This window comes from Burkholderia sp. Bp8991 (assembly GCF_003853795.1).
Lineage (GTDB): Bacteria > Pseudomonadota > Gammaproteobacteria > Burkholderiales > Burkholderiaceae > Burkholderia.
In genome coordinates this window covers 97,965-116,599 of the sequence record NZ_QTQJ01000005.1, presented here as the reverse complement: position 1 = coordinate 116,599, position 18,635 = coordinate 97,965, and the positions used below count along the sequence as shown (strand labels likewise).

Annotated in this window: 19 protein-coding genes; 17 read left to right on the top strand and 2 right to left on the bottom strand. The window is 67.8% G+C overall.

Features of this window, described 5'->3' with window-relative positions; genetic code table 11:
* Positions 1–23: 23 nt before the first annotated feature.
* Positions 24–749: a glutathione S-transferase gene (locus DIE02_RS07755; protein WP_124486394.1), complete on the bottom strand. Its 726-nt coding sequence runs from the start codon at positions 747–749 to the stop codon at positions 24–26.
* A gap of 128 nt (positions 750–877) precedes the next feature.
* Entirely contained in the window at positions 878–1,210 is a 333-nt protein-coding gene (locus DIE02_RS07750; RefSeq protein WP_124486393.1) for a cupin domain-containing protein, read from the bottom strand.
* 409 nt (positions 1,211–1,619) lie between these two features.
* On the opposite strand from DIE02_RS07750, the gene DIE02_RS07745 reads away from it, so the two are divergent.
* The 17 genes from DIE02_RS07745 (at position 1,620) to DIE02_RS07665 (ending at position 18,629) form a co-directional block, all read left to right on the top strand.
* On the top strand, positions 1,620–2,441 hold the full coding sequence (locus DIE02_RS07745) for a hypothetical protein (RefSeq protein WP_124486392.1): 822 nt from the start codon (positions 1,620–1,622) through the stop codon (positions 2,439–2,441).
* A 32-nt stretch (positions 2,442–2,473) separates the two neighbouring features.
* The gene (locus tag DIE02_RS07740; RefSeq protein WP_124486495.1) at positions 2,474–3,232 is read left to right on the top strand and encodes a Tat pathway signal protein; all 759 of its coding nucleotides are present in this window, start codon (positions 2,474–2,476) and stop codon (positions 3,230–3,232) included.
* Positions 3,233–3,394: 162 nt separating this feature from the next.
* Positions 3,395–4,804, top strand: a complete 1,410-nt coding sequence (leuC, locus tag DIE02_RS07735; protein WP_044843810.1) for a 3-isopropylmalate dehydratase large subunit — start codon at positions 3,395–3,397, stop codon at positions 4,802–4,804.
* 3 nt (positions 4,805–4,807) lie between these two features.
* Positions 4,808–4,954 (top strand): entericidin A/B family lipoprotein, encoded by a 147-nt coding sequence (locus DIE02_RS07730; RefSeq protein ID WP_011658379.1) that lies wholly within the window; start codon positions 4,808–4,810, stop codon positions 4,952–4,954.
* 65 nt (positions 4,955–5,019) lie between these two features.
* Positions 5,020–5,670: a 3-isopropylmalate dehydratase small subunit gene (gene leuD, locus DIE02_RS07725; RefSeq protein WP_044843811.1), complete on the top strand. Its 651-nt coding sequence runs from the start codon at positions 5,020–5,022 to the stop codon at positions 5,668–5,670.
* 75 nt (positions 5,671–5,745) lie between these two features.
* A complete protein-coding gene (leuB, locus tag DIE02_RS07720; protein WP_124486391.1) occupies positions 5,746–6,813 on the top strand; it encodes a 3-isopropylmalate dehydrogenase in 1,068 nt (355 codons plus the stop codon).
* A 118-nt stretch (positions 6,814–6,931) separates the two neighbouring features.
* Entirely contained in the window at positions 6,932–7,051 is a 120-nt protein-coding gene (locus tag DIE02_RS07715) for a hypothetical protein (protein WP_006756675.1), read from the top strand.
* 84 nt (positions 7,052–7,135) lie between these two features.
* Positions 7,136–8,257, top strand: a complete 1,122-nt coding sequence (gene asd / locus DIE02_RS07710) for an aspartate-semialdehyde dehydrogenase (protein WP_057923940.1) — start codon at positions 7,136–7,138, stop codon at positions 8,255–8,257.
* 563 nt (positions 8,258–8,820) lie between these two features.
* The gene (locus tag DIE02_RS07705) at positions 8,821–10,923 is read left to right on the top strand and encodes a FimV/HubP family polar landmark protein (RefSeq protein ID WP_124486390.1); all 2,103 of its coding nucleotides are present in this window, start codon (positions 8,821–8,823) and stop codon (positions 10,921–10,923) included.
* The gene (truA, locus tag DIE02_RS07700; protein ID WP_185500371.1) at positions 10,923–11,735 is read left to right on the top strand and encodes a tRNA pseudouridine(38-40) synthase TruA; all 813 of its coding nucleotides are present in this window, start codon (positions 10,923–10,925) and stop codon (positions 11,733–11,735) included. Before DIE02_RS07705 ends, truA begins: the two co-directional genes overlap by 1 nt.
* Entirely contained in the window at positions 11,732–12,433 is a 702-nt protein-coding gene (locus DIE02_RS07695) for a phosphoribosylanthranilate isomerase (protein WP_124486494.1), read from the top strand. The genes truA and DIE02_RS07695 overlap by 4 nt, the downstream gene beginning before the upstream one ends.
* Before the next feature lie 55 nt (positions 12,434–12,488).
* Positions 12,489–13,682: a tryptophan synthase subunit beta gene (gene trpB, locus DIE02_RS07690; RefSeq protein WP_044843817.1), complete on the top strand. Its 1,194-nt coding sequence runs from the start codon at positions 12,489–12,491 to the stop codon at positions 13,680–13,682.
* Between the two features lie 9 nt (positions 13,683–13,691).
* On the top strand, positions 13,692–14,543 hold the full coding sequence (locus DIE02_RS07685; RefSeq protein ID WP_124486388.1) for a site-specific DNA-methyltransferase: 852 nt from the start codon (positions 13,692–13,694) through the stop codon (positions 14,541–14,543).
* Between the two features lie 41 nt (positions 14,544–14,584).
* Positions 14,585–15,403 (top strand): tryptophan synthase subunit alpha, encoded by an 819-nt coding sequence (gene trpA / locus DIE02_RS07680; RefSeq protein ID WP_044843819.1) that lies wholly within the window; start codon positions 14,585–14,587, stop codon positions 15,401–15,403.
* 64 nt (positions 15,404–15,467) lie between these two features.
* Positions 15,468–16,340 carry an acetyl-CoA carboxylase, carboxyltransferase subunit beta gene (accD, locus tag DIE02_RS07675; RefSeq protein ID WP_044843820.1) on the top strand — a complete coding sequence of 291 codons (873 nt, stop codon included), beginning with the start codon at positions 15,468–15,470 and terminating at the stop codon, positions 16,338–16,340.
* 100 nt (positions 16,341–16,440) lie between these two features.
* A complete protein-coding gene (gene folC / locus DIE02_RS07670) occupies positions 16,441–17,751 on the top strand; it encodes a bifunctional tetrahydrofolate synthase/dihydrofolate synthase (RefSeq protein WP_124486387.1) in 1,311 nt (436 codons plus the stop codon).
* A 29-nt stretch (positions 17,752–17,780) separates the two neighbouring features.
* Complete coding sequence (locus tag DIE02_RS07665; protein ID WP_124486386.1) at positions 17,781–18,629, top strand: SPOR domain-containing protein; 849 nt, start codon at positions 17,781–17,783, stop codon at positions 18,627–18,629.
* Positions 18,630–18,635 lie beyond the last annotated feature (6 nt).

Below are 18,635 nucleotides of genomic sequence, written 5' to 3'. Positions count from 1 at the left end.
CCCGCGCGGGAGGCGTGGCGCCGCTACTTGTCCAGCTCCGGGTAGTGCCGGAAGATCCCCATGTCGTTGAACGGGATGCGGCGCTCCGACTCGAGATAGCGCGCGACGGGCGGATGCGCCGCGACGCGGTCGTGCAGCCCGACGAGCCCCGCGACCTTGCGTTCCTCGCGCTTCATCGCCTTCGGGAACGCGTAGCGCAGGCCTTCGATCAGCTGGAAGATCGACAGATCCGCGTAACTGAGCGCGCTGCCGGCGATGTGCCCGCCTTTGTGCGGATTCTGCGCGAGCACGCGATCGAAGTAGCCGAGGAATTTCGGCAGCCGATGTTCGAGGAAATCGGCCGCGCGCTCGGCGGCTTCGGCCTTCTGGTCCTCGTAGTAAAGGCCGCTGCCGATCGGGTGATGCGTGTCGTGGATCTCGGTGACGAAATCGGCGACGGTCAACTGAAGCTGATGCACCCACAGCCGGCCGGCTTCGTCGTCGGGCGCGAGCCCCAGCCGCGCGCCGAGAAACAGCAGGATGTTCGCGGCCTGCCCGACGACCATGTCGCCGGCCTTCAGGAACGGCGGCGCGAACGGCACGCATTCGGCCTTCGTGCTGTCCATCAGCCGCATCATCGCCGACACGCCCATGCCGCGCCCCGATTCGCGCGCGACGTCGACGTAGTCGGCCTCGGCCGCTTCGAGCGCGAGCCGCACGTACTCGCCGCGGCCCTGGATTTCGGGCCAGTAATAGAGTTCGTATCGCATGCAATGCTCCTGTCCGGTCGATGCGTCGGGCGATGCCAGCATCGTGATGGCGGGAAGGGCGGCGCGCGCCGCCCGTTGCGAATAGACAGTCTAGGAGATCGTGCGGGAAGTGCGGTGCTTGCCGCGCATCACGCATCGCGCTCGTCGCGCTCGCCGCCTTCCGGGCCGTAGAAGAACACCCAGGTCGAGAAGTCGTCGGAGAAGCCGACGAAGCGGTGCGACGCGAATGCGGGGACGAACAGCACGTCGCCCGTCGCGACGCCGCATTCGCGCCCGTCCACGATGAACCGCGACGTGCCGGCGGCGATCACGTAGACCTCGTCGCGCGTGTGCGGCGTCTGCAGATCCTCGCCGCGCGGCCGGTACAGCTCGATGTCGAGCGTGCCGTGTCGAAACAGCGTGGTGAACAGCGTGCCTTCATCGTCGAGGCGGGCGAGCGATTCGTTGATGCCGAGCTTCATCGTCGTGGGCTCCGGGTTACGGATCGTGGGAACGAGGGCATGCGGATTGCACCATCGTAGCGCGAAATCCGGAGCTCGGCCGGCGGTGCGCGACCCTGCCTGCGAATCGCGTCGCGCGCCATCGATGAAACGGCGGCACCACGATCTCACCACCGATGAAACGAATCGGTCCGCCGGTGAAACGGCGCGGCGATCGTCGGCATGTGTGCGACAGCTTCACCGCAATTTAATAAACGCGCACTACGATCGCGCATCGTCAATCGACGGAGCGTCGTGCTGCGTTTCACGCTTCGACGCTGCCGCCCGTCGCGGATCTCCGCGATTCGCCAGATTGCCATTTCCCCTGACCCCGCGAATTGCACCGCCGCGCCATGCCGCCGCATGCGATTCGCATTGTTTCGCATTTCTTATGAATTCGAATGCATCGACTGCTTCACGCAGAAAATTCCTTGCCGCCGCACCCGGTATCGCAGCGGTGCCGCTGTTGAGCGCATGCGGTGGCGACGACGTCGCATCGGCGCCGCTCACCGATGCGGCGCTGGCCGCGCAGATGTCCGCGAAGCTGAACGCGCAGCTCGGCGATGCGGCGACGGTCGACGCGATCCTGCCCGCGCTGACCGATGTCGGCTTCACCTGGGACCTGCCGATGGTGCCGGCCGCGCAGATCGGCGCGATCGTCGCGTACAGCTTCGGCAATCGCCCGAACGCCGTGAGCGGCAACACGTCGAGCACGGGCGGCAACCAGTCCGCGCTGCCCGATCCGGGGCCCGTCAATGAAGCGCTCGCGGACGCCGTGTACCGCATCCGCCAGCTGAAGCCGGTCAAGGTCTACGCGCAGTGGGAAATCGCGCGCTTTCTCGTGTCGAAATACGGGATGGGCGCCGACGTGCTGTCGTCGGTCGAGTCGGTGATCGCGAGCGACGGCACGATCGTGTACCTGAGCACGGCCGGCGTCGCGGCCGAGGCGGTTACGCGTGCGGGCGGCGCGGCTGCGATGGGCACCGTCGCGGTGGTCGGCCATCGCGACCATGCGAAGCGCTGCATCCAGACCTCGCAGCAGGCCGGCATGAAGGCGGCCGCCGTCGCCGAGGTGCCGCTCCCGACCGTGTACGACCCGCAATCGGGCCAGCCGTGGACGCGCAACCGCAGCCTCTACCTCGTGCACGACATGTATGCGCAGATGCTGAGCCGCGCGATCGCCGCGACGATGCAGGCGTTTCCGAAGGGCTGACGTCTGCCGTTCTCCACTCGAATCTCATGACCATGACGACCCGCCGCCATTTCCTCGCTTCCTCTTCGCTGCTCGCTGCATCGTGCGCCGCCGTCGCGCCCGCGCGCGCGAGCGGTGCTCCCGTGTCCGATGCGGAACTCCAGCGCCAGATGCTCGGCAAGCTGACCGACGAACTGAACGATCGCGCGACCGCGGCCGACGAGACCGGCTACCTGCTCGACACGTCGTTCTCATGGACGCCGCCGGGCGTCGATGCGGCCGCCATCAACACGATCGCCGCGTTCGGCTTCGGCAGCCGCGCGGGCGCGTCCGGTGCCGCGCCCGTCCCGGGCCCGGTGAACGCGGCGATCGCCGATGCGGTGTTCCAGCTTCGGCAAAAGGCCGCGGCGCCGATTTACGCGCAGCAGGAAGTCGCGAGCGTGCTCGCGTCGAAGTACGGACTGACGGCCGGCGTGACGTCGATCGCGACGCGGGCGCCGGCCGCCGGCAGCCCGATCCCGACCCCCGACGGCGTCGTCGCCGCGATCGTCCGACAGGCCGGCTCGGCCGCGGCGCTCGGCAAGGTCGGCATCGTCACGCATCGGGATCAGGCGTCGCTCGCCGTGCGCGTGTCGAGCGCTGCGGGAATGCAGGCCGCGGTACCGGCCGGGCTGACGCTGCCGGTGTTCTACGACAGCGCCGCGCAATTGCCTGCATTGCGGCGTCGCGATCTCTACCTGCTGAGCAGCGCGGGCGTGCAGCTCGGCATGCTGCGGCTCGCGCTGATCAACCGCGAATACCCGAACGGCTGACGTTCCCCGTTTGGCTGGTAATGCCGATACAGGTATTGACACTACCAGCCAAACCACTGTTTTTAATGGGTTTTTTCGCGCCGCGCCCGCGCCGCGGCGCGTTCTGCGTGGCATAATCGACCGCATCCGCAAGGCTTGTAGTCACAACGACCCCGCATACCCATGGCACAGACTCTCTACGACAAACTGTGGAATACCCACGTCGTCCACACCGAGGACGACGGCACGGCATTGCTCTACATCGACCGTCAGCTGCTGCACGAAGTCACGAGCCCGCAGGCGTTCGAAGGGCTGAACGTCGCGCACCGCCCGGTGTGGCGCATCAGCGCGAACCTGGCCGTGTCGGACCACAACGTCCCGACCACGGATCGAAGCCACGGCATCGCCGATCCGGTCTCGAAGCTGCAGGTCGACACGCTCGACGCGAACTGCGATGCGTTCGGCATCACGCAGTTCAAGATGAACGACGTGCGTCAGGGCATCGTGCACATCATCGGGCCGGAGCAGGGCGCGACGCTGCCGGGCATGACGATCGTCTGCGGCGACTCGCACACGTCGACGCACGGCGCGTTCGGCGCGCTCGCGCACGGCATCGGCACGTCGGAAGTCGAGCACGTGCTCGCGACGCAAACCTTGCTGCAGAAAAAGAGCAAGAACATGCTCGTGAAGGTCGAGGGCACGCTGCCGCGCGGCTGTACCGCGAAGGACATCGTGCTCGCGATCATCGGCAAGATCGGCACGGCCGGCGGCACGGGCTACGCGATCGAATTCGGCGGCTCGACGATCCGCGCGCTGACGATGGAAGGCCGGATGACCGTCTGCAACATGGCGATCGAAGCCGGCGCGCGCGCGGGCATGGTCGCCGTCGACGACACGACGATCGACTACCTGAAGGGTCGTCCGTTCGTGCCGACCGGCGCGGAATGGAACCAGGCCGTCGAGTACTGGCGCGAATTCAAGTCCGACGAAGGCGCGCAGTTCGACCGCGTCGTCGAGCTGAACGCGGCCGAGATCGTCCCGCAGGTCACGTGGGGCACGTCGCCGGAAATGGTCACGTCGATCGACGGTCGCGTGCCGGACCCCGAGCGCGAGAAGGATCCGGTCAAGCGCGACGCGATGGAGCGCGCGCTGGCCTACATGGCGCTCGAGCCGAACACGCCGATCGAGTCGATCAAGGTCGACAAGATCTTCATCGGTTCGTGCACGAACGCGCGCATCGAAGATATCCGCGCAGCCGCCTACGTCGTGAAGAAGCTGAACCGCCGCATTGCGTCGAACGTGCGGCTCGCGATGGTCGTGCCGGGCTCGGGCCTCGTGAAGGCGCAGGCCGAGCGCGAAGGGCTCGACAAGGTGTTCACCGATGCGGGCTTCGAATGGCGCGAGCCGGGCTGCTCGATGTGCCTCGCGATGAACGCCGACCGGCTCGAGCCGGGCGAGCGCTGCGCGTCGACGTCGAACCGCAACTTCGAAGGCCGGCAAGGCGCGGGCGGTCGCACGCACCTCGTGAGCCCCGCGATGGCGGCGGCGGCGGCGATCGAAGGCCATTTCGTCGACATTCGCCAGCTGGGGTAACGCGTGACGGCATCGAAGCTCATCGCGCGGCTGGTGGCCGCGCTGGCGCTCGCGGGGCTGGGCTTCGGCCTCGCGGGCTGCAATACCGTCCGAGGCTTCGGCCAGGACGTCAACGCCGCCGGCAATGCGCTGCAGCGCGCCGCGGACTGACGCCCACCGAGAATTTGTCGATGTGCGCCGGCTGACTGCCGGCCCTCCAACCGGATAGACGGATCATGGAAAAATTCACTGTACATACCGGCGTCGTGGCGCCGCTCGATCGCGAGAACGTCGACACCGACGCGATCATCCCGAAGCAGTTCCTGAAGTCGATCAAGCGCACGGGCTTCGGTCCGAACGCGTTCGACGAATGGCGTTACCTCGACCACGGCGAGCCGGGCCAGGACAACTCGAAGCGCCCGCTGAACCCGGACTTCGTGCTGAATCAGCCGCGCTACCAGGGCGCATCGGTGCTGCTGGCACGCAAGAACTTCGGCTGCGGCAGCTCGCGCGAGCACGCGCCGTGGGCGCTGCAGCAGTACGGCTTCCGCGCGATCATCGCGCCGAGCTTCGCCGACATCTTCTTCAACAACTGCTACAAGAACGGGCTGTTGCCGATCGTGCTGACCGAGCAGCAGGTCGATCACCTGTTCAACGACACGTATGCGTTCAACGGCTATCAGCTGACGATCGACCTCGATGCGCAGGTCGTGCGCACGGGCGACGGCCGCGAGTATGCGTTCGACATCACCGCGTTCCGCAAGTACTGCCTGCTGAACGGTTTCGACGACATCGGCCTGACGCTGCGTCACGCGGACAAGATCCGCCAGTTCGAAGCCGAGCGGCTCGCGAAGCAGCCGTGGCTCAACAACAAGCTGGTCGGCTGAGATTGCCTCCGGGCGGGCGCGCATGACGCGCGCTCGCCGACCTGCCACCCATACCTATCCAGTCAGGAATAACGCATGAAGATTGCAGTGCTGCCCGGCGACGGCATCGGTCCGGAAATCGTCAACGAAGCGGTCAAGGTGCTGAACGCCCTCGACGAGAAGTTCGAGCTCGAGCAGGCGCCGGTTGGCGGCGCGGGCTACGAGGCGAGCGGTCATCCGTTGCCGGACGCGACGCTGAAACTCGCGAAGGAAGCCGACGCGATCCTGTTCGGCTCGGTCGGCGACTGGAAGTACGACTCGCTCGAGCGCGCGCTGCGCCCCGAGCAGGCGATCCTCGGGCTGCGCAAGCATCTCGAGCTGTTCGCGAACTTCCGTCCCGCGATCTGCTATCCGCAGCTCGTCGATGCGTCGCCGCTGAAGCCGGAACTGGTCGCGGGCCTCGACATCCTGATCGTGCGCGAACTGAACGGCGACATCTACTTCGGCCAGCCGCGCGGTGTGCGCGCGGCACCGGACGGCCCGTTCGCCGGCGCGCGCGAAGGCTTCGACACGATGCGCTACTCGGAACCGGAAGTGCGCCGCATCGCGCACGTCGCGTTCCAGGCCGCGCAAAAGCGCGCTAAGAAGCTGCTGTCGGTCGACAAGTCGAATGTGCTGGAGACGTCGCAGTTCTGGCGCGACGTCATGATCGACGTGTCGAAGGAATACGCGGACGTCGAGCTGTCGCACATGTACGTCGACAACGCGGCGATGCAGCTCGCGAAGGCGCCGAAGCAGTTCGACGTGATCGTGACCGGCAACATGTTCGGCGACATCCTGTCGGATGAAGCGTCGATGCTGACGGGCTCGATCGGCATGCTGCCGTCGGCGTCGCTCGACAAGAACAACAAGGGTCTGTACGAGCCGTCGCACGGTTCGGCGCCGGACATCGCGGGCAAGGGCATCGCGAATCCGCTGGCGACGATCCTGTCGGCCGCGATGCTGCTGCGCTATTCGCTGAATCGCGCGGAGCAGGCCGATCGCATCGAGCGCGCCGTGAAAACGGTGCTCGAACAAGGCTACCGCACCGGCGACATCGCGACGCCGGGCTGCCAGCAGGTCGGCACGGCGGCGATGGGCGACGCGGTGGTCGCCGCGCTGTAAGCGCGCGGCAAGGCAACAGGCAGTCAAGATAGAAAAGGGCGCGAACGGGCCGGGAAATCGGCCGGTTCGCGCGCGGTTGGCCGTTGTGCGGGCAACCGGCTTTGTGTAGACTCGAACGATGGCGCTGATTTCCCTGATCTCCCCGGTCCTGAAACTCCACGGCAACACTGCCCGTGCGGGTGCGCGCGCCATCGTCATCACGAAAACCATTACCACGAAAACGATCATTAAACGCTGATCGCCGTCGTGCCCGCCTGTTTCCCCGCGCGGTCACGCGGGGACGGAAATGGCGGGGAAGCTCCATTCAAGCAAAGGGTTAGTCATGAACGTAGGTCTCGTAGGTTGGCGCGGCATGGTCGGCAGCGTGCTGATGCAGCGCATGCAGGAAGAAGGTGATTTCGACCTGATCGAACCGGTGTTTTTCAGCACCAGCAACACGGGCGGCAAGGCGCCGTCGTTCGCGAAAAACGAGACTACGCTCAAGGACGCGACCAACGTCGACGAGCTGAAGAAGTGCGACGTGATCATCACGTGCCAGGGCGGCGACTACACGAACGACGTGTTCCCGAAGCTGCGCGCGGCCGGCTGGAACGGCTACTGGATCGATGCGGCCTCGTCGCTGCGGATGAACGACGACGCGGTCATCATCCTCGATCCGGTCAACCTCGACGTGATCAAGGACGCGCTCGTCAAGGGCACGAAGAACTTCGTCGGCGGCAACTGTACGGTCAGCCTGATGCTGATGGCGCTCGGCGGCCTGTTCCGCGAGAACCTCGTCGACTGGATGACGGCGATGACCTACCAGGCCGCATCGGGCGCGGGCGCGCAGAACATGCGTGAACTGCTGTCGCAGATGGGCACGCTGCACGGTTCGGTGCAGGAGCAACTCGCCGATCCGGCTTCCGCGATTCTCGACATCGACCGCCGCGTGCTCGCGACGATGAACAGCGACGCGATGCCGACGAGCCACTTCGGCGTGCCGCTCGCCGGCTCGCTGATCCCGTGGATCGACAAGGATCTCGGCAACGGGATGTCGAAGGAAGAGTGGAAGGGCGGCGCGGAAACCAACAAGATCCTCGGCAAGCCGGCCATGGGCGAGCCGGGCTCGATCCCGGTCGACGGCCTGTGCGTGCGGATCGGCGCGATGCGCTGCCACTCGCAGGCGCTGACGATCAAGCTGAAGAAGGACGTCCCGCTCGACGAAATCAACGGCATCCTCGCGTCGGCGAACGACTGGGTGAAGGTCGTGCCGAACGAGCGCGAAGCGTCGATGCGCGACCTGTCGCCGGCGAAGATCACCGGCACGCTGACGGTGCCGGTCGGTCGCCTGCGCAAGCTCGCGATGGGTGGCGAATACCTGTCGGCGTTCACGGTCGGCGACCAGCTGCTGTGGGGCGCGGCCGAGCCGCTGCGCCGCATGCTGCGCATCCTGCTCGACAAGTAAGTCGGGCCGCGCCGCGCGCGGTGCGCGCGTGACGCGAAACGCCTGCCAGCCCTTCGCGGGGCGGCAGGCGTTTTTTTTTGTCCGGCGTCAGGTCTTGTGCGGACCGCCGATTGCGCGAAAGTCCCGAACCGCTCGCGCGGCCGGGGCTTTTCCGCATCGCCATCCTTTGGCATGAGGAATCGATGCGACGCGAAGTACAAGGAGGGGCCGAATTCGTTCAGGAACCCGATGCCGTCGTCCGGTTTTTCATCGATTGATGATCCTCTTTTGACAAAACCGGCGCGTGCGATTCTGTGCCCGGATCGGCGATGCCTTCGCGCGATTCGCGCACCGACGGCCCGACGCGGTCGGCCGTAAGGTCGCGGCGCAGGCGCGGACGGCCGCATCCGCAGGCGACGAATTCGGCCGGAACGCGATCGTGTGAAGTAAACTATGCGGTTACGACGCGCAGAGCCGCCCAAAGCGTCGCGTTCTGCGCGACGCTTTTGCATTTCTGCGGCGACTTTATTGACGCTTCCCTACGCGAATCCGAGCCGCGCCCGCGCGCGGCGATAGAGCCTACGATGTCCCGAATTTCCTTGTTTCCGCGTCAGTCCCGTCTGTCGCGCGCCGTGCGTGGCGCGCTGGCGATCCTGGCGCTCGGCGCGGCCGCTTCGGCCTGGGCGGCCGGTTCCGGCGAGCTGCCGGCGCCCGCCGCCGGCGGTGCCGCGCCGCTCAACGTGACGGTCCAGCCGGGCCAATCGTTGAACGACCTCGCCAAAGCCGCGACGCAATCGCACGATCCGGGCGTGCTCGCGCGCGCCGGCCGCGCGCTGTTCGACGCCAATCCGCAGGCGTTCATGAAGCACGACCCGAGCCGCCTGAAAGTCGGCGCGACGCTGACGGTGCCGGCGCTCGATGCGACCGGGGCGGCGCTCGTGCCGGCTGCTGCGTCGGGGGCGTCGGCTGCGTCCGCGCCGGTTGCCGCGTCGGGCACGGCGGCGGGCGCGCAGCATGGCGCGTCGGCGCCGCATCCTGGGGCGGCCGTGCAAACCGCGCCGGCCGTATCGGCCGCGCATACGGCGCCGGTCAGCGGGGCGAGCGTCACGGTCGCAGCCGGGGCAGCGGCAGGCGCGTCGGCTTCGAGCGGCGCGTCCGCCGCGCACGGCGCGTCGACGGTCGAATCCGTCCAGTCGCCAGCGGCTGCGGCCGGCGCAAGCGGGCCGCACGTGTGGAACGGCGCGATCCAGTCCGCACCGTCGTCCGCCAGCGAGGCCGTGACGCAGGCCGGACCGGGCGGTGCGGCTCAAGGGATGCACGAACCGTCCGCGGCAGCACCCGTCGCGGGTGCGTCGCAGCCGCGGCCGTCGAGCCTGCAGCAATTGCTCGCGCTGAAGAACCGCGTGCTGATGGAACTGCAGAAGCACGGGATAGGGAAGCCGGCCGCCACGAACAACGTTGCACCGGGGCCGGCGCCCGCTGCGCCGCGTCCCGCTGCGAACGGCGCGAACGTCGCGAACGTCGCGAACGGCGTGAATGATGCGGCGGCGTCAGCTGCCGCGTCGTCGTCGGCTGCGAGCGAAGCGTCGTCCGGCGTGGCCGCGAGTGCGGTGCAGCCGGCATCGGCGCCCGTGCAGCCGGCCGTGCCGGCGGCGACCGCCGCGCCTGCACGCGGTTCGGAACAGATCGACTGGCGTCCGGCCGCAGCGGCCGGCGCCGCCGTGGTCGTGCTGGCGGCCGGTTTTGCGTGGCGCAAGCGCCGGAAAGCGCGGCCGACCGACGAAACCGCACCGGCATCCGGCGGGACGGCTGTTGCCGACGGCGGTGCATCGTCGTCGCCGGTCGCATCCACCGAGCCAGTGCCGCCGATTCTCCCCGAGACGCCGTTGGCCCGCGACGCGGCCGCCGATCTGAGTCTGGTCACGGCCGCGGCCGCAGCGGCGGAGACGTTCGAGACGTCCGAACCCGAAATCCCGTCGCCGTTGGAAACGGCGAAGCCGCACGACGTTCAGGCGGAAGCATCGTCCGCGCGCATCGCACCCGACAGCGAAGCAACGCCGGCCCCGCACGACGAGAAGCCTGTCGCGGAACCGGCCGCGGACGAGCCGCTCGTCACGCCCGCCGCAGCACCCGCGACGAACGACGCCCAGCACGCAGCGCTGATGCAGAACGCGATCAGCGCGCTCAACAGCCTCGACATGCCGCTGCCGCCGCGTACGGCCGATGAGCCGTCCGCACGGGAAGGGCAAGCCGAAGGCGAGCAAATCGCAACTAACGGTCAATCCGCCGCGCACCCGCCAGTTGGCGCGACCGATCCGTCCCCGGAACATCCGGCCGGCCACGACGACGAGTTCGACTGGGATCCGGACGCGGCAACGCCAGCGCCTCACACGGGCGGTGCCGCCGCGCCGTCGTCGCTGCCGCCGCTCGGCGTCGCGCAGTTCGGCGCGCTGAAGCTGGATTTCGATCTCGACCTGCCGTCCGCGCCGGGTGCCGTGCTGCCCGCGCTGACGCCGGAAGAACTCGCCCGCATCGCCCGCAACAAGCTGGATCTCGCGTCGGAGTACGTGCAACTGGGCGATCTGTCCGGCGCGCGCACGCTGCTGCAGGAAGTGGTCGACGCGAACGACGCCGCCACGCGCGACGATGCGCGTGCGCTGCTCGCGAAACTCGCGGAAGAGGCGTGATGCGGATCGCGCTCGGGATTCAGTACGACGGCGCCGCGTTCTGCGGCTGGCAAGCGCAGCCGCACGGCAAGACCGTGCAGGATGCGCTCGAGCGCGCACTCGGCGCGTTCGCATGCGTGCCGCTGCACACGACGGTCGCGGGGCGGACCGACACGGGCGTGCACGGGCTCGGACAGGTCGTGCATTTCGATACGGAGCTCGATCGCGCGGATTTCTCGTGGGTGCGCGGCACCAACGCATTTCTGCCGCCGACCGTGTCCGTGCAGTGGGCGAAGCCGATGCCGGACGCGTTCCACGCGCGTTTCTCGGCGTTCGAACGCACGTACTACTACGCGCTGTACGTGCATCCCGTGCGCTCGCCGATGCTGGCCGGCCGCGCGGGCTGGATCCACACGCCGCTCGACGACGACGCGATGCGCGCGGCCGCCGCGCATCTGATCGGCGAGCACGACTTCTCGTCGTTCCGGTCGTCGGAATGCCAGTCGAAGACGCCGGTCAAACACCTGTACCAGATCGACGTGCGGCGCGCGGGCCACTTCATTCATTTCCGCTTCCGCGCGAACGCGTTCCTGCACCACATGGTGCGCAACCTGATGGGCTGCCTCGTCGCGGTGGGGCGCGGCCGCTATCCGGCCGACTGGCTCGCCGACGTGCTGGCCGGGCGCGATCGCAATCTCGCGGCGCCCACGTTCATGGCCGACGGGCTGTACCTCGCCCATGTCGGCTACCCGGCGGAATTCGCCGTCCCGCCCGCGCAGCTCGGCAGCGTGCCGTGGAGCAGCGTCTGGGCCGATCTGGACCCACAACCATGACGGATCACGCCGTGTCTTCTTCGACCTCTGCCGCGGCCGGCCTCGCGCCGCGCACGCGCATCAAGCTGTGCGGCCTGTCGCGCCCCGAGGACGTGCTGCATGCCGCCGCGCTCGGTGCCGACGCGATCGGCCTCGTGTTCTATCCGAAGAGCCCGCGCGCGGTGTCGATCGCGCAGGCGGCCGAACTCGCGAGCCTCGCGCCGCCGTTCGTGTCGGTGGTCGGGCTGTTCGTGAACGCGACCGAAGCGGAGATCGAGGCGGTCGTGCGCGACGTGCCGCTCACGATGCTGCAATTGCACGGCGACGAGACGCCCGAGCAGTGCGACGCCCTCGGCCGCGCGGCGCGCCTGCCGTGGTTGCGCGCGGTGCGCGTCGGCCCCTCGACGCAGCCGGCCGATTTGGTAGAATCGGCTCTTCATTATTCGAAAGCGCGCGGCCTCCTGTTCGACACCCTGGTGCCGGACTACGGTGGTAGCGGCAAGGTCTTCGATTGGTCTCTTATTCCCGCAGAGCTCGCGCATCGGGCCGTTTTGAGTGGTGGCTTGAGCGCGCAAAACGTCGGTGATGCGATTCGCCAGTTGCGTCCGTTTGCTGTCGATGTCTCGAGTGGCATCGAAGTGGAGGGCGCGAAGGGCGTGAAGGATCACGCCCGGATGGCGGCGTTCGTACGCGCGGTGCGCGAAGCGGACGCCGGGTGATGCAAGAAGGTGCGGCCCCGACAGCGGGGCGCACCGACCGATCGAGAGTGACACCATGTACAACCTTCCTGATGATCGCGGCCACTTCGGCCCGTATGGCGGCGTGTTCGTCGCCGAAACGCTGATTCACGCGCTGGACGAACTGCGCACGGCGTATGAAAAATTCCGGAACGACCCCGATTTCGTCGCCGAGTACGAGCGCGAACTGAAGTACTTCGTCGGCCGTCCGTCGCCGATCTATCACGCGCAGCGCTGGAGCGAGACGCTCGGCGGCGCGCAGATCTACCTGAAGCGCGAGGACCTGAACCACACCGGCGCGCACAAGATCAACAACGTGATCGGCCAGGCGCTGCTCGCGAAGCGGATGGGCAAGAAGCGCGTGATCGCCGAGACCGGCGCCGGCCAGCACGGCGTCGCGACGGCGACGATCTGCGCGCGCTTCGGCATGGAGTGCATCGTCTACATGGGCGCCGAGGACGTGCGCCGCCAGGCCGCGAACGTCTACCGGATGAAGCTGCTCGGCGCGACGGTCGTGCCGGTCGAATCGGGTTCGCGCACGCTGAAGGACGCGCTGAACGAAGCGATGCGCGATTGGGTCACGAACATCGAAAGCACGTTCTACATCATCGGCACGGTGGCGGGCCCGCACCCGTATCCGGCGATGGTGCGCGACTTCCAGCGCGTGATCGGCGACGAGTGCAAGGTGCAGATGCCGGAACTCGCCGGCCGGCAGCCGGACGCGGTGATTGCGTGCGTCGGCGGCGGCTCGAACGCGATGGGCATCTTCTATCCGTACATCGACGATGCTTCCGTGCAGCTGATCGGCGTCGAAGCGGCCGGCGACGGCCTCGACACCGGCCGTCACGCGGCGTCGCTGATCGCCGGCAGCCCCGGCGTGCTGCACGGCAACCGCACGTACCTGCTGCAGGACGACAACGGCCAGATCATCGAGACGCATTCGGTGTCGGCCGGCCTCGACTATCCGGGCGTCGGCCCCGAGCACGCATGGCTGAAGGACAGCGGTCGCGCGCAGTACGTGCCGATCACCGACGACGAGGCGCTGAAGGCGTTCCACGACTGCTGCCGGATCGAGGGGATCATCCCCGCGCTCGAGTCGAGCCACGCGATCGCGTACGGCGTGAAGCTCGCGCCGACGTTGCCGAAGGACAAGATCCTGCTCGTCAACCTGTCGGGCCGCGGCGACAAGGACATGCACACGGTCGCCGAGCGATCGGGCATCGCGCTCTGACCCCGACCGATGCGTGACCTGATCGAACAACCGGGCGGCGGCGCCGCGAGCGAAGCGGAGGCGGTGCAGCCTGCCGTCGCCGTGCCGCGCGCACGGCCGTCCGGGATCGAGCTGCACAACCGCGATTTCATGACCGAAGCCGCGCGCCTGCCGGATGCGTCGATCGACCTGATCGTCGCCGATCCGCCGTACGGGCTCGGCAAGGACTACGGCAACGACTCGGACAAGCGTTCGGGCGACGATTTCCTCGCGTGGACGCGCGAGTGGCTCGAGCTCGCGATTCCGAAGCTCAAGCCGAGCGGGTCGATGTACATCTTCTGCACGTGGCAGTACGCGCCGGAAATCTTCAGCTTCCTGAAGACGAAGCTCACGATGGTCAACGAGATCATCTGGGACCGGCGCGTGCCGAGCATGGGCGGCACGACGCGCCGTTTCACGTCGGTGCACGACAACATCGGCTTTTTCGCGGTTTCCAAAGCGTATTACTTCGATCTCGATCCGGTCCGCATCCCGTACGACGCCGACACGAAGAAGGCCCGCTCGCGCAAGTTGTTCGAAGGCAGCAAGTGGCTGGAGATGGGCTACAACCCGAAGGACGTCTGGTCGGTCTCGCGCCTGCATCGGCAGCATGCGGAGCGCGTCGATCATCCGACCCAGAAGCCGCTGGAAATCATCGAGCGGATGGTGCTCGCAAGCTGCCCGCCGGGCGGCCGCGTGCTCGATCCGTTCATGGGCAGCGGCACGACCGCGGTGGCCTGCGCACGGCAGGGGCGCGACTTCGTCGGCTACGAGATCAACGAAAGTTATTGCGCGATCGCGCATGAGCGCGTGAGCGCGCTCGTCGCGCCGGCGTGCGCGTGAGTCGCGCCGCCGAGTCGCCGATCGCATCAAGGAAAATTGCCATGTCCTCCCGTATCCAGCAGACCTTCGCCGCACTCGCCGAACAAGGCCGCAAGGGCCTGATCCCGTTCATCACGGCCGGCGACCCCGATCCCGCGAAGACCGTCGAATTCATGCACGCGCTCGCCGAAGGCGGCGCCGACGTGATCGAGCTCGGCGTGCCGTTCTCGGACCCGATGGCCGACGGCCCCGTGATCCAGCGCTCGTCGGAACGCGCGCTCGCGCGCGGCGTCACGCTGAAGAGCGTGCTCGCCGACGTGAAGCGCTTCCGCGAGACCGACCAGAAAACCCCCGTCGTGCTGATGGGCTATGCGAACCCGATCGAGCGGATGGGCGTCGACGCGTTCGCGGCCGAAGCGCAGGCGGCCGGCGTCGACGGCGTGCTCGTCGTCGACTATCCGCCCGAGGAAGCGGGCGTGTTCGCCGAGAAAATGCGTGCCGCGCAGATCGATCCGATCTTCCTGCTCGCGCCGACGTCGACCGACGAACGCATCGCAGACGTGGGCAAGATCGCGAGCGGCTACGTGTACTACGTGTCGCTCAAGGGCGTGACCGGCGCCGGAAATCTGGATGTTTCGAGCATTGCGGGTAAAATCCCGGCCATCAAGTCGCGCGTGCCGGTTCCGGTGGGTGTCGGCTTCGGCATCCGCGACGCCGAAACGGCGCGCGCGGTGGCCGAAGTGTCGGACGCCGTCGTGATCGGCAGCCGCCTGGTGCAGCTGCTCGAGAGCGCCGCGCCGGAGGGCGCCGCCGCCGCGCTGAAGACTTTCATCGCCGAGCTGCGCGCCGCCCTGGACGGCGCCGGCAACACGGCGCGATAAACACAACACAGGAAGCGGGAACGGGCCGGTCGGCCCGCCCCGCCACGGAACAGGAAACCATACGATGAGCTGGCTCGACAAACTGTTGCCGCCGAAGATCAAGCAGACCGACCCGAAAAGCCGCAAGGGCATTCCGGAAGGCCTGTGGGTCAAGTGCCCGTCCTGCGAGGCCGTGCTGTACCGCAACGACGTGGACGCGAACCTGCACGTGTGCCCGAAGTGCGATCACCACATGCGCATCGGCGCGCGCGAGCGCCTCGACGGGCTGCTGGATCCGGAAGGCCGCTATGAAATCGGCCAGGAAATCGTGCCGGTCGACTCGCTGAAGTTCAAGGACAGCCGCAAGTACCCCGATCGTCTGAAGGAAGCGATGGACGAGACGGGCGAGACCGACGCGATGGTCGTGATGGGCGGTGCGATCCACACGCTGCCCGTCGTCGCGGCCTGCTTCGAGTTCTCGTTCATGGGCGGCTCGATGGGCTCGGTCGTCGGCGAGCGCTTCGCGCGCGGCGCGCAGAACGCGCTGGAGCAGCAGGTGCCGTTCATCTGCTTTACCGCTTCGGGCGGCGCCCGGATGCAGGAAAGCCTGCTGTCGCTGATGCAGATGGCCAAGACCACCGCGATGCTGACCAAGCTGGCCGAAGCCAAGCTGCCGTTCATTTCGGTGCTGACCGACCCGACGATGGGCGGCGTGTCGGCGAGCTTCGCGTTCCTCGGCGACGTCGTGATCGCCGAGCCGAAGGCGCTGATCGGCTTCGCCGGCCCGCGCGTGATCGAGCAGACGGTTCGCGAAAAGCTGCCGGAAGGCTTCCAGCGCGCGGAATTCCTGCTGAAGACGGGCGCGATCGACATGATCGTCGACCGCCGCAAGATGCGCGACGAGATCGCGCAACTGCTCGCGCTGCTGCAGCGACAGCCGGCCGACGCGCTGGCCTGATTGGCGCGGCGTTGTGAACTGCGCGCGTCGCCCGGCTGAACCGCCGGGCGGCGCGTTTCGTTTTTTGGCGTAGTGGCGGTACCGATTCAGATTTGATCCGATGAGCACTTTTCCCACTCTCGACGCGTGGCTTTCGCATCTCGAACGCGCGCACCCGGTCGGCATCGACATGGGCCTCACCCGCATCGGGCAGGTCAAGGCGGCGCTGCAGCTCGAATTCACGTGCCCCGTGATCACGGTCGGCGGCACGAACGGCAAGGGTTCGACCTGCGCGTTCCTCGAGGCGATCCTCGTTCACGCGGGCTACAAGGTCGGCTGCCACACGTCGCCGCACCTGCTCGAATTCGGCGAGCGAGCGCGCGTGAACGGCCAGCAGGTCAGCGACGCCGAGCTGCTGCCGCACTTCGAAGCCGTCGAAGCGGCGCGCACGTCGCTGCCGGAGCCGGTGTCGCTCACGTACTTCGAATTCACGACGCTCGCGATCCTGCACCTGTTCGCGTCGCGCGGGCTCGATGCGGTGATCCTCGAAGTCGGCCTCGGCGGCCGGCTCGATGCGGTCAACATCATCGATACCGATTGCGCGATCGTCACGAGTATCGACATCGACCATACCGAATACCTCGGCGACACGCGCGAGAAGATCGCGTTCGAGAAGGCGGGGATCTTCCGCGCGGGCAAGCCGGCGATCTGCGGCGATCCCGCGGTGCCGAACACGCTGGTCGAGCATGCCGAAGCGATCGGCGCCGACCTGTGGCTGGTCGGCCGCGATTTTCGCTACGAAGCGCAGCCGGGCGCGGAGCGCCAGCAATGGAGCTACCTCGGCCGCGAGAAGCGCTATCCGGCGCTCGCTTACCCGGCGCTGCGCGGTGCGAACCAGCTGATCAATGCATCGGCCGCGCTGGCCGCGCTCGAGGCGCTGCGCCCGGTGCTGCCGGTGTCCGCGCAGGACATCCGGCTCGGGCTCGCGAACGTCGAGTTGCCGGGGCGCTTCCAGGTGCTGCCCGGCAAGCCGGCGATCGTGCTGGACGTCGCGCACAACCCGCATGCGGCGGCCGTGCTCGAGCAGAATCTGGGCAACATGGGCTTCTTCCCATACACGTACGCGGTGTTCGGTGCGATGCACGACAAGGACATCGACGGCGTGCTGCGGCACCTGAAGGGCGAGATCGACCACTGGTGCGTGACCGACCTGCCGCTGCCGCGCGCGGCGAGCGCGGAGCAGCTCGAAGCCGCGCTGCGGAAGGCCGGCGTGGAGGACGGGGCCGATTCGAGCGTGACGCGGTACGCGTCGCCCGCCGAAGCGTTTCGCGATGCACTAAAAAGAGCATCCGAGAATGATAGAATCGTGGTTTTCGGCAGTTTCCATACGGTGGCGGGTGTGATGGCCTACCGGAAATCGCAGCAACACTGACTGAAGGGCAGTTTCGGACTCAGCCATTCATGGGAATTTTCTCGTTCGGCAAGAAAGACGACGACGCGCCCCCGCGGCGCGGCGGTCGTACCGGGGCCTCCCGGAACGTGCGCACGGAGCGCACTGAACGCGTCGAGCGGCGCACGCGTCGCACCGAGCGTCCGGAATCGGACGCGCTGCTCCTCGATCCGACCCTTCCTGAAAAGCAACGCGCCCGCCGGCGCCTCGTCGGCGCGATCGCGCTCGTCGTCGCCGCGGTGATCGTGCTGCCGATGGTGCTCGATTCGCACCCGAAGCCGGTGACGGACGACATCGCGATCGACATTCCGAACCGGCCCGCGCATCAGGCGGTCGCGCCGCGTGACGACGATGCGTCCGACGTGCAGGCGGGCGTCGCGCACGACGAGCCGCCGGCCCCCGACGCCGCGGTGGCGGCCGTTCCGGCCCCCGCCGAGAAGGACACGGCCAAGCCGGCCGCGAAGCCCGAACCCTCGACGACCACGGCGAGCGTGACGCCGCCGAAGCCCGCTGCCAAGCCAGCCGCGGCCGCACCCGCACCTGCGCCGAAGCCGGCCTTGCCGAAGCCGGCGCCCGCGGCGGTCGCGAACGCCGACGCCGCGGCCGACAGCGGCGATGCGTCGTCGCCGGCCTCGCCGGCCGGTGCGCGCTTCGCGGTGCAGCTCGGCTCGTTCAAGGACGACGCAACGGCCCGTTCGTGGGCCACCAAGTTGAAATCGGCGGGCGTGCCCGCATATGTCGAGCATCGCAAGCAGGCGGACGGCAGCACGGCTAGCCAGCTGCGTGCCGGACCGTTTGCGGATCGCGCGGCGGCGTCCGCCGCGATCGCGAAGGTGCGCGAAGCCGGACTCACGCAGTAACGTGCG

Excerpts from the sequence above, each read along its gene's own strand:
- DIE02_RS07755 (WP_124486394.1), bottom strand. The coding sequence starts at position 749 with ATGCGATACGAACTCTATTACTGGCCCGAAATCCAGGGCCGCGGCGAG.
- DIE02_RS07750 (WP_124486393.1), bottom strand. The coding sequence starts at position 1,210 with ATGAAGCTCGGCATCAACGAATCGCTCGCCCGCCTCGACGATGAAGGC.
- DIE02_RS07745 (WP_124486392.1), top strand. The coding sequence starts at position 1,620 with ATGAATTCGAATGCATCGACTGCTTCACGCAGAAAATTCCTTGCCGCC.
- DIE02_RS07740 (WP_124486495.1), top strand. The coding sequence starts at position 2,474 with ATGACGACCCGCCGCCATTTCCTCGCTTCCTCTTCGCTGCTCGCTGCA.
- leuC (WP_044843810.1), top strand. The coding sequence starts at position 3,395 with ATGGCACAGACTCTCTACGACAAACTGTGGAATACCCACGTCGTCCAC.
- leuD (WP_044843811.1), top strand. The coding sequence starts at position 5,020 with ATGGAAAAATTCACTGTACATACCGGCGTCGTGGCGCCGCTCGATCGC.
- leuB (WP_124486391.1), top strand. The coding sequence starts at position 5,746 with ATGAAGATTGCAGTGCTGCCCGGCGACGGCATCGGTCCGGAAATCGTC.
- DIE02_RS07715 (WP_006756675.1), top strand. The coding sequence starts at position 6,932 with ATGGCGCTGATTTCCCTGATCTCCCCGGTCCTGAAACTCCACGGCAAC.
- asd (WP_057923940.1), top strand. The coding sequence starts at position 7,136 with ATGAACGTAGGTCTCGTAGGTTGGCGCGGCATGGTCGGCAGCGTGCTG.
- DIE02_RS07705 (WP_124486390.1), top strand. The coding sequence starts at position 8,821 with ATGTCCCGAATTTCCTTGTTTCCGCGTCAGTCCCGTCTGTCGCGCGCC.
- truA (WP_185500371.1), top strand. The coding sequence starts at position 10,923 with ATGCGGATCGCGCTCGGGATTCAGTACGACGGCGCCGCGTTCTGCGGC.
- DIE02_RS07695 (WP_124486494.1), top strand. The coding sequence starts at position 11,732 with ATGACGGATCACGCCGTGTCTTCTTCGACCTCTGCCGCGGCCGGCCTC.
- trpB (WP_044843817.1), top strand. The coding sequence starts at position 12,489 with ATGTACAACCTTCCTGATGATCGCGGCCACTTCGGCCCGTATGGCGGC.
- DIE02_RS07685 (WP_124486388.1), top strand. The coding sequence starts at position 13,692 with ATGCGTGACCTGATCGAACAACCGGGCGGCGGCGCCGCGAGCGAAGCG.
- trpA (WP_044843819.1), top strand. The coding sequence starts at position 14,585 with ATGTCCTCCCGTATCCAGCAGACCTTCGCCGCACTCGCCGAACAAGGC.
- accD (WP_044843820.1), top strand. The coding sequence starts at position 15,468 with ATGAGCTGGCTCGACAAACTGTTGCCGCCGAAGATCAAGCAGACCGAC.
- folC (WP_124486387.1), top strand. The coding sequence starts at position 16,441 with ATGAGCACTTTTCCCACTCTCGACGCGTGGCTTTCGCATCTCGAACGC.
- DIE02_RS07665 (WP_124486386.1), top strand. The coding sequence starts at position 17,781 with ATGGGAATTTTCTCGTTCGGCAAGAAAGACGACGACGCGCCCCCGCGG.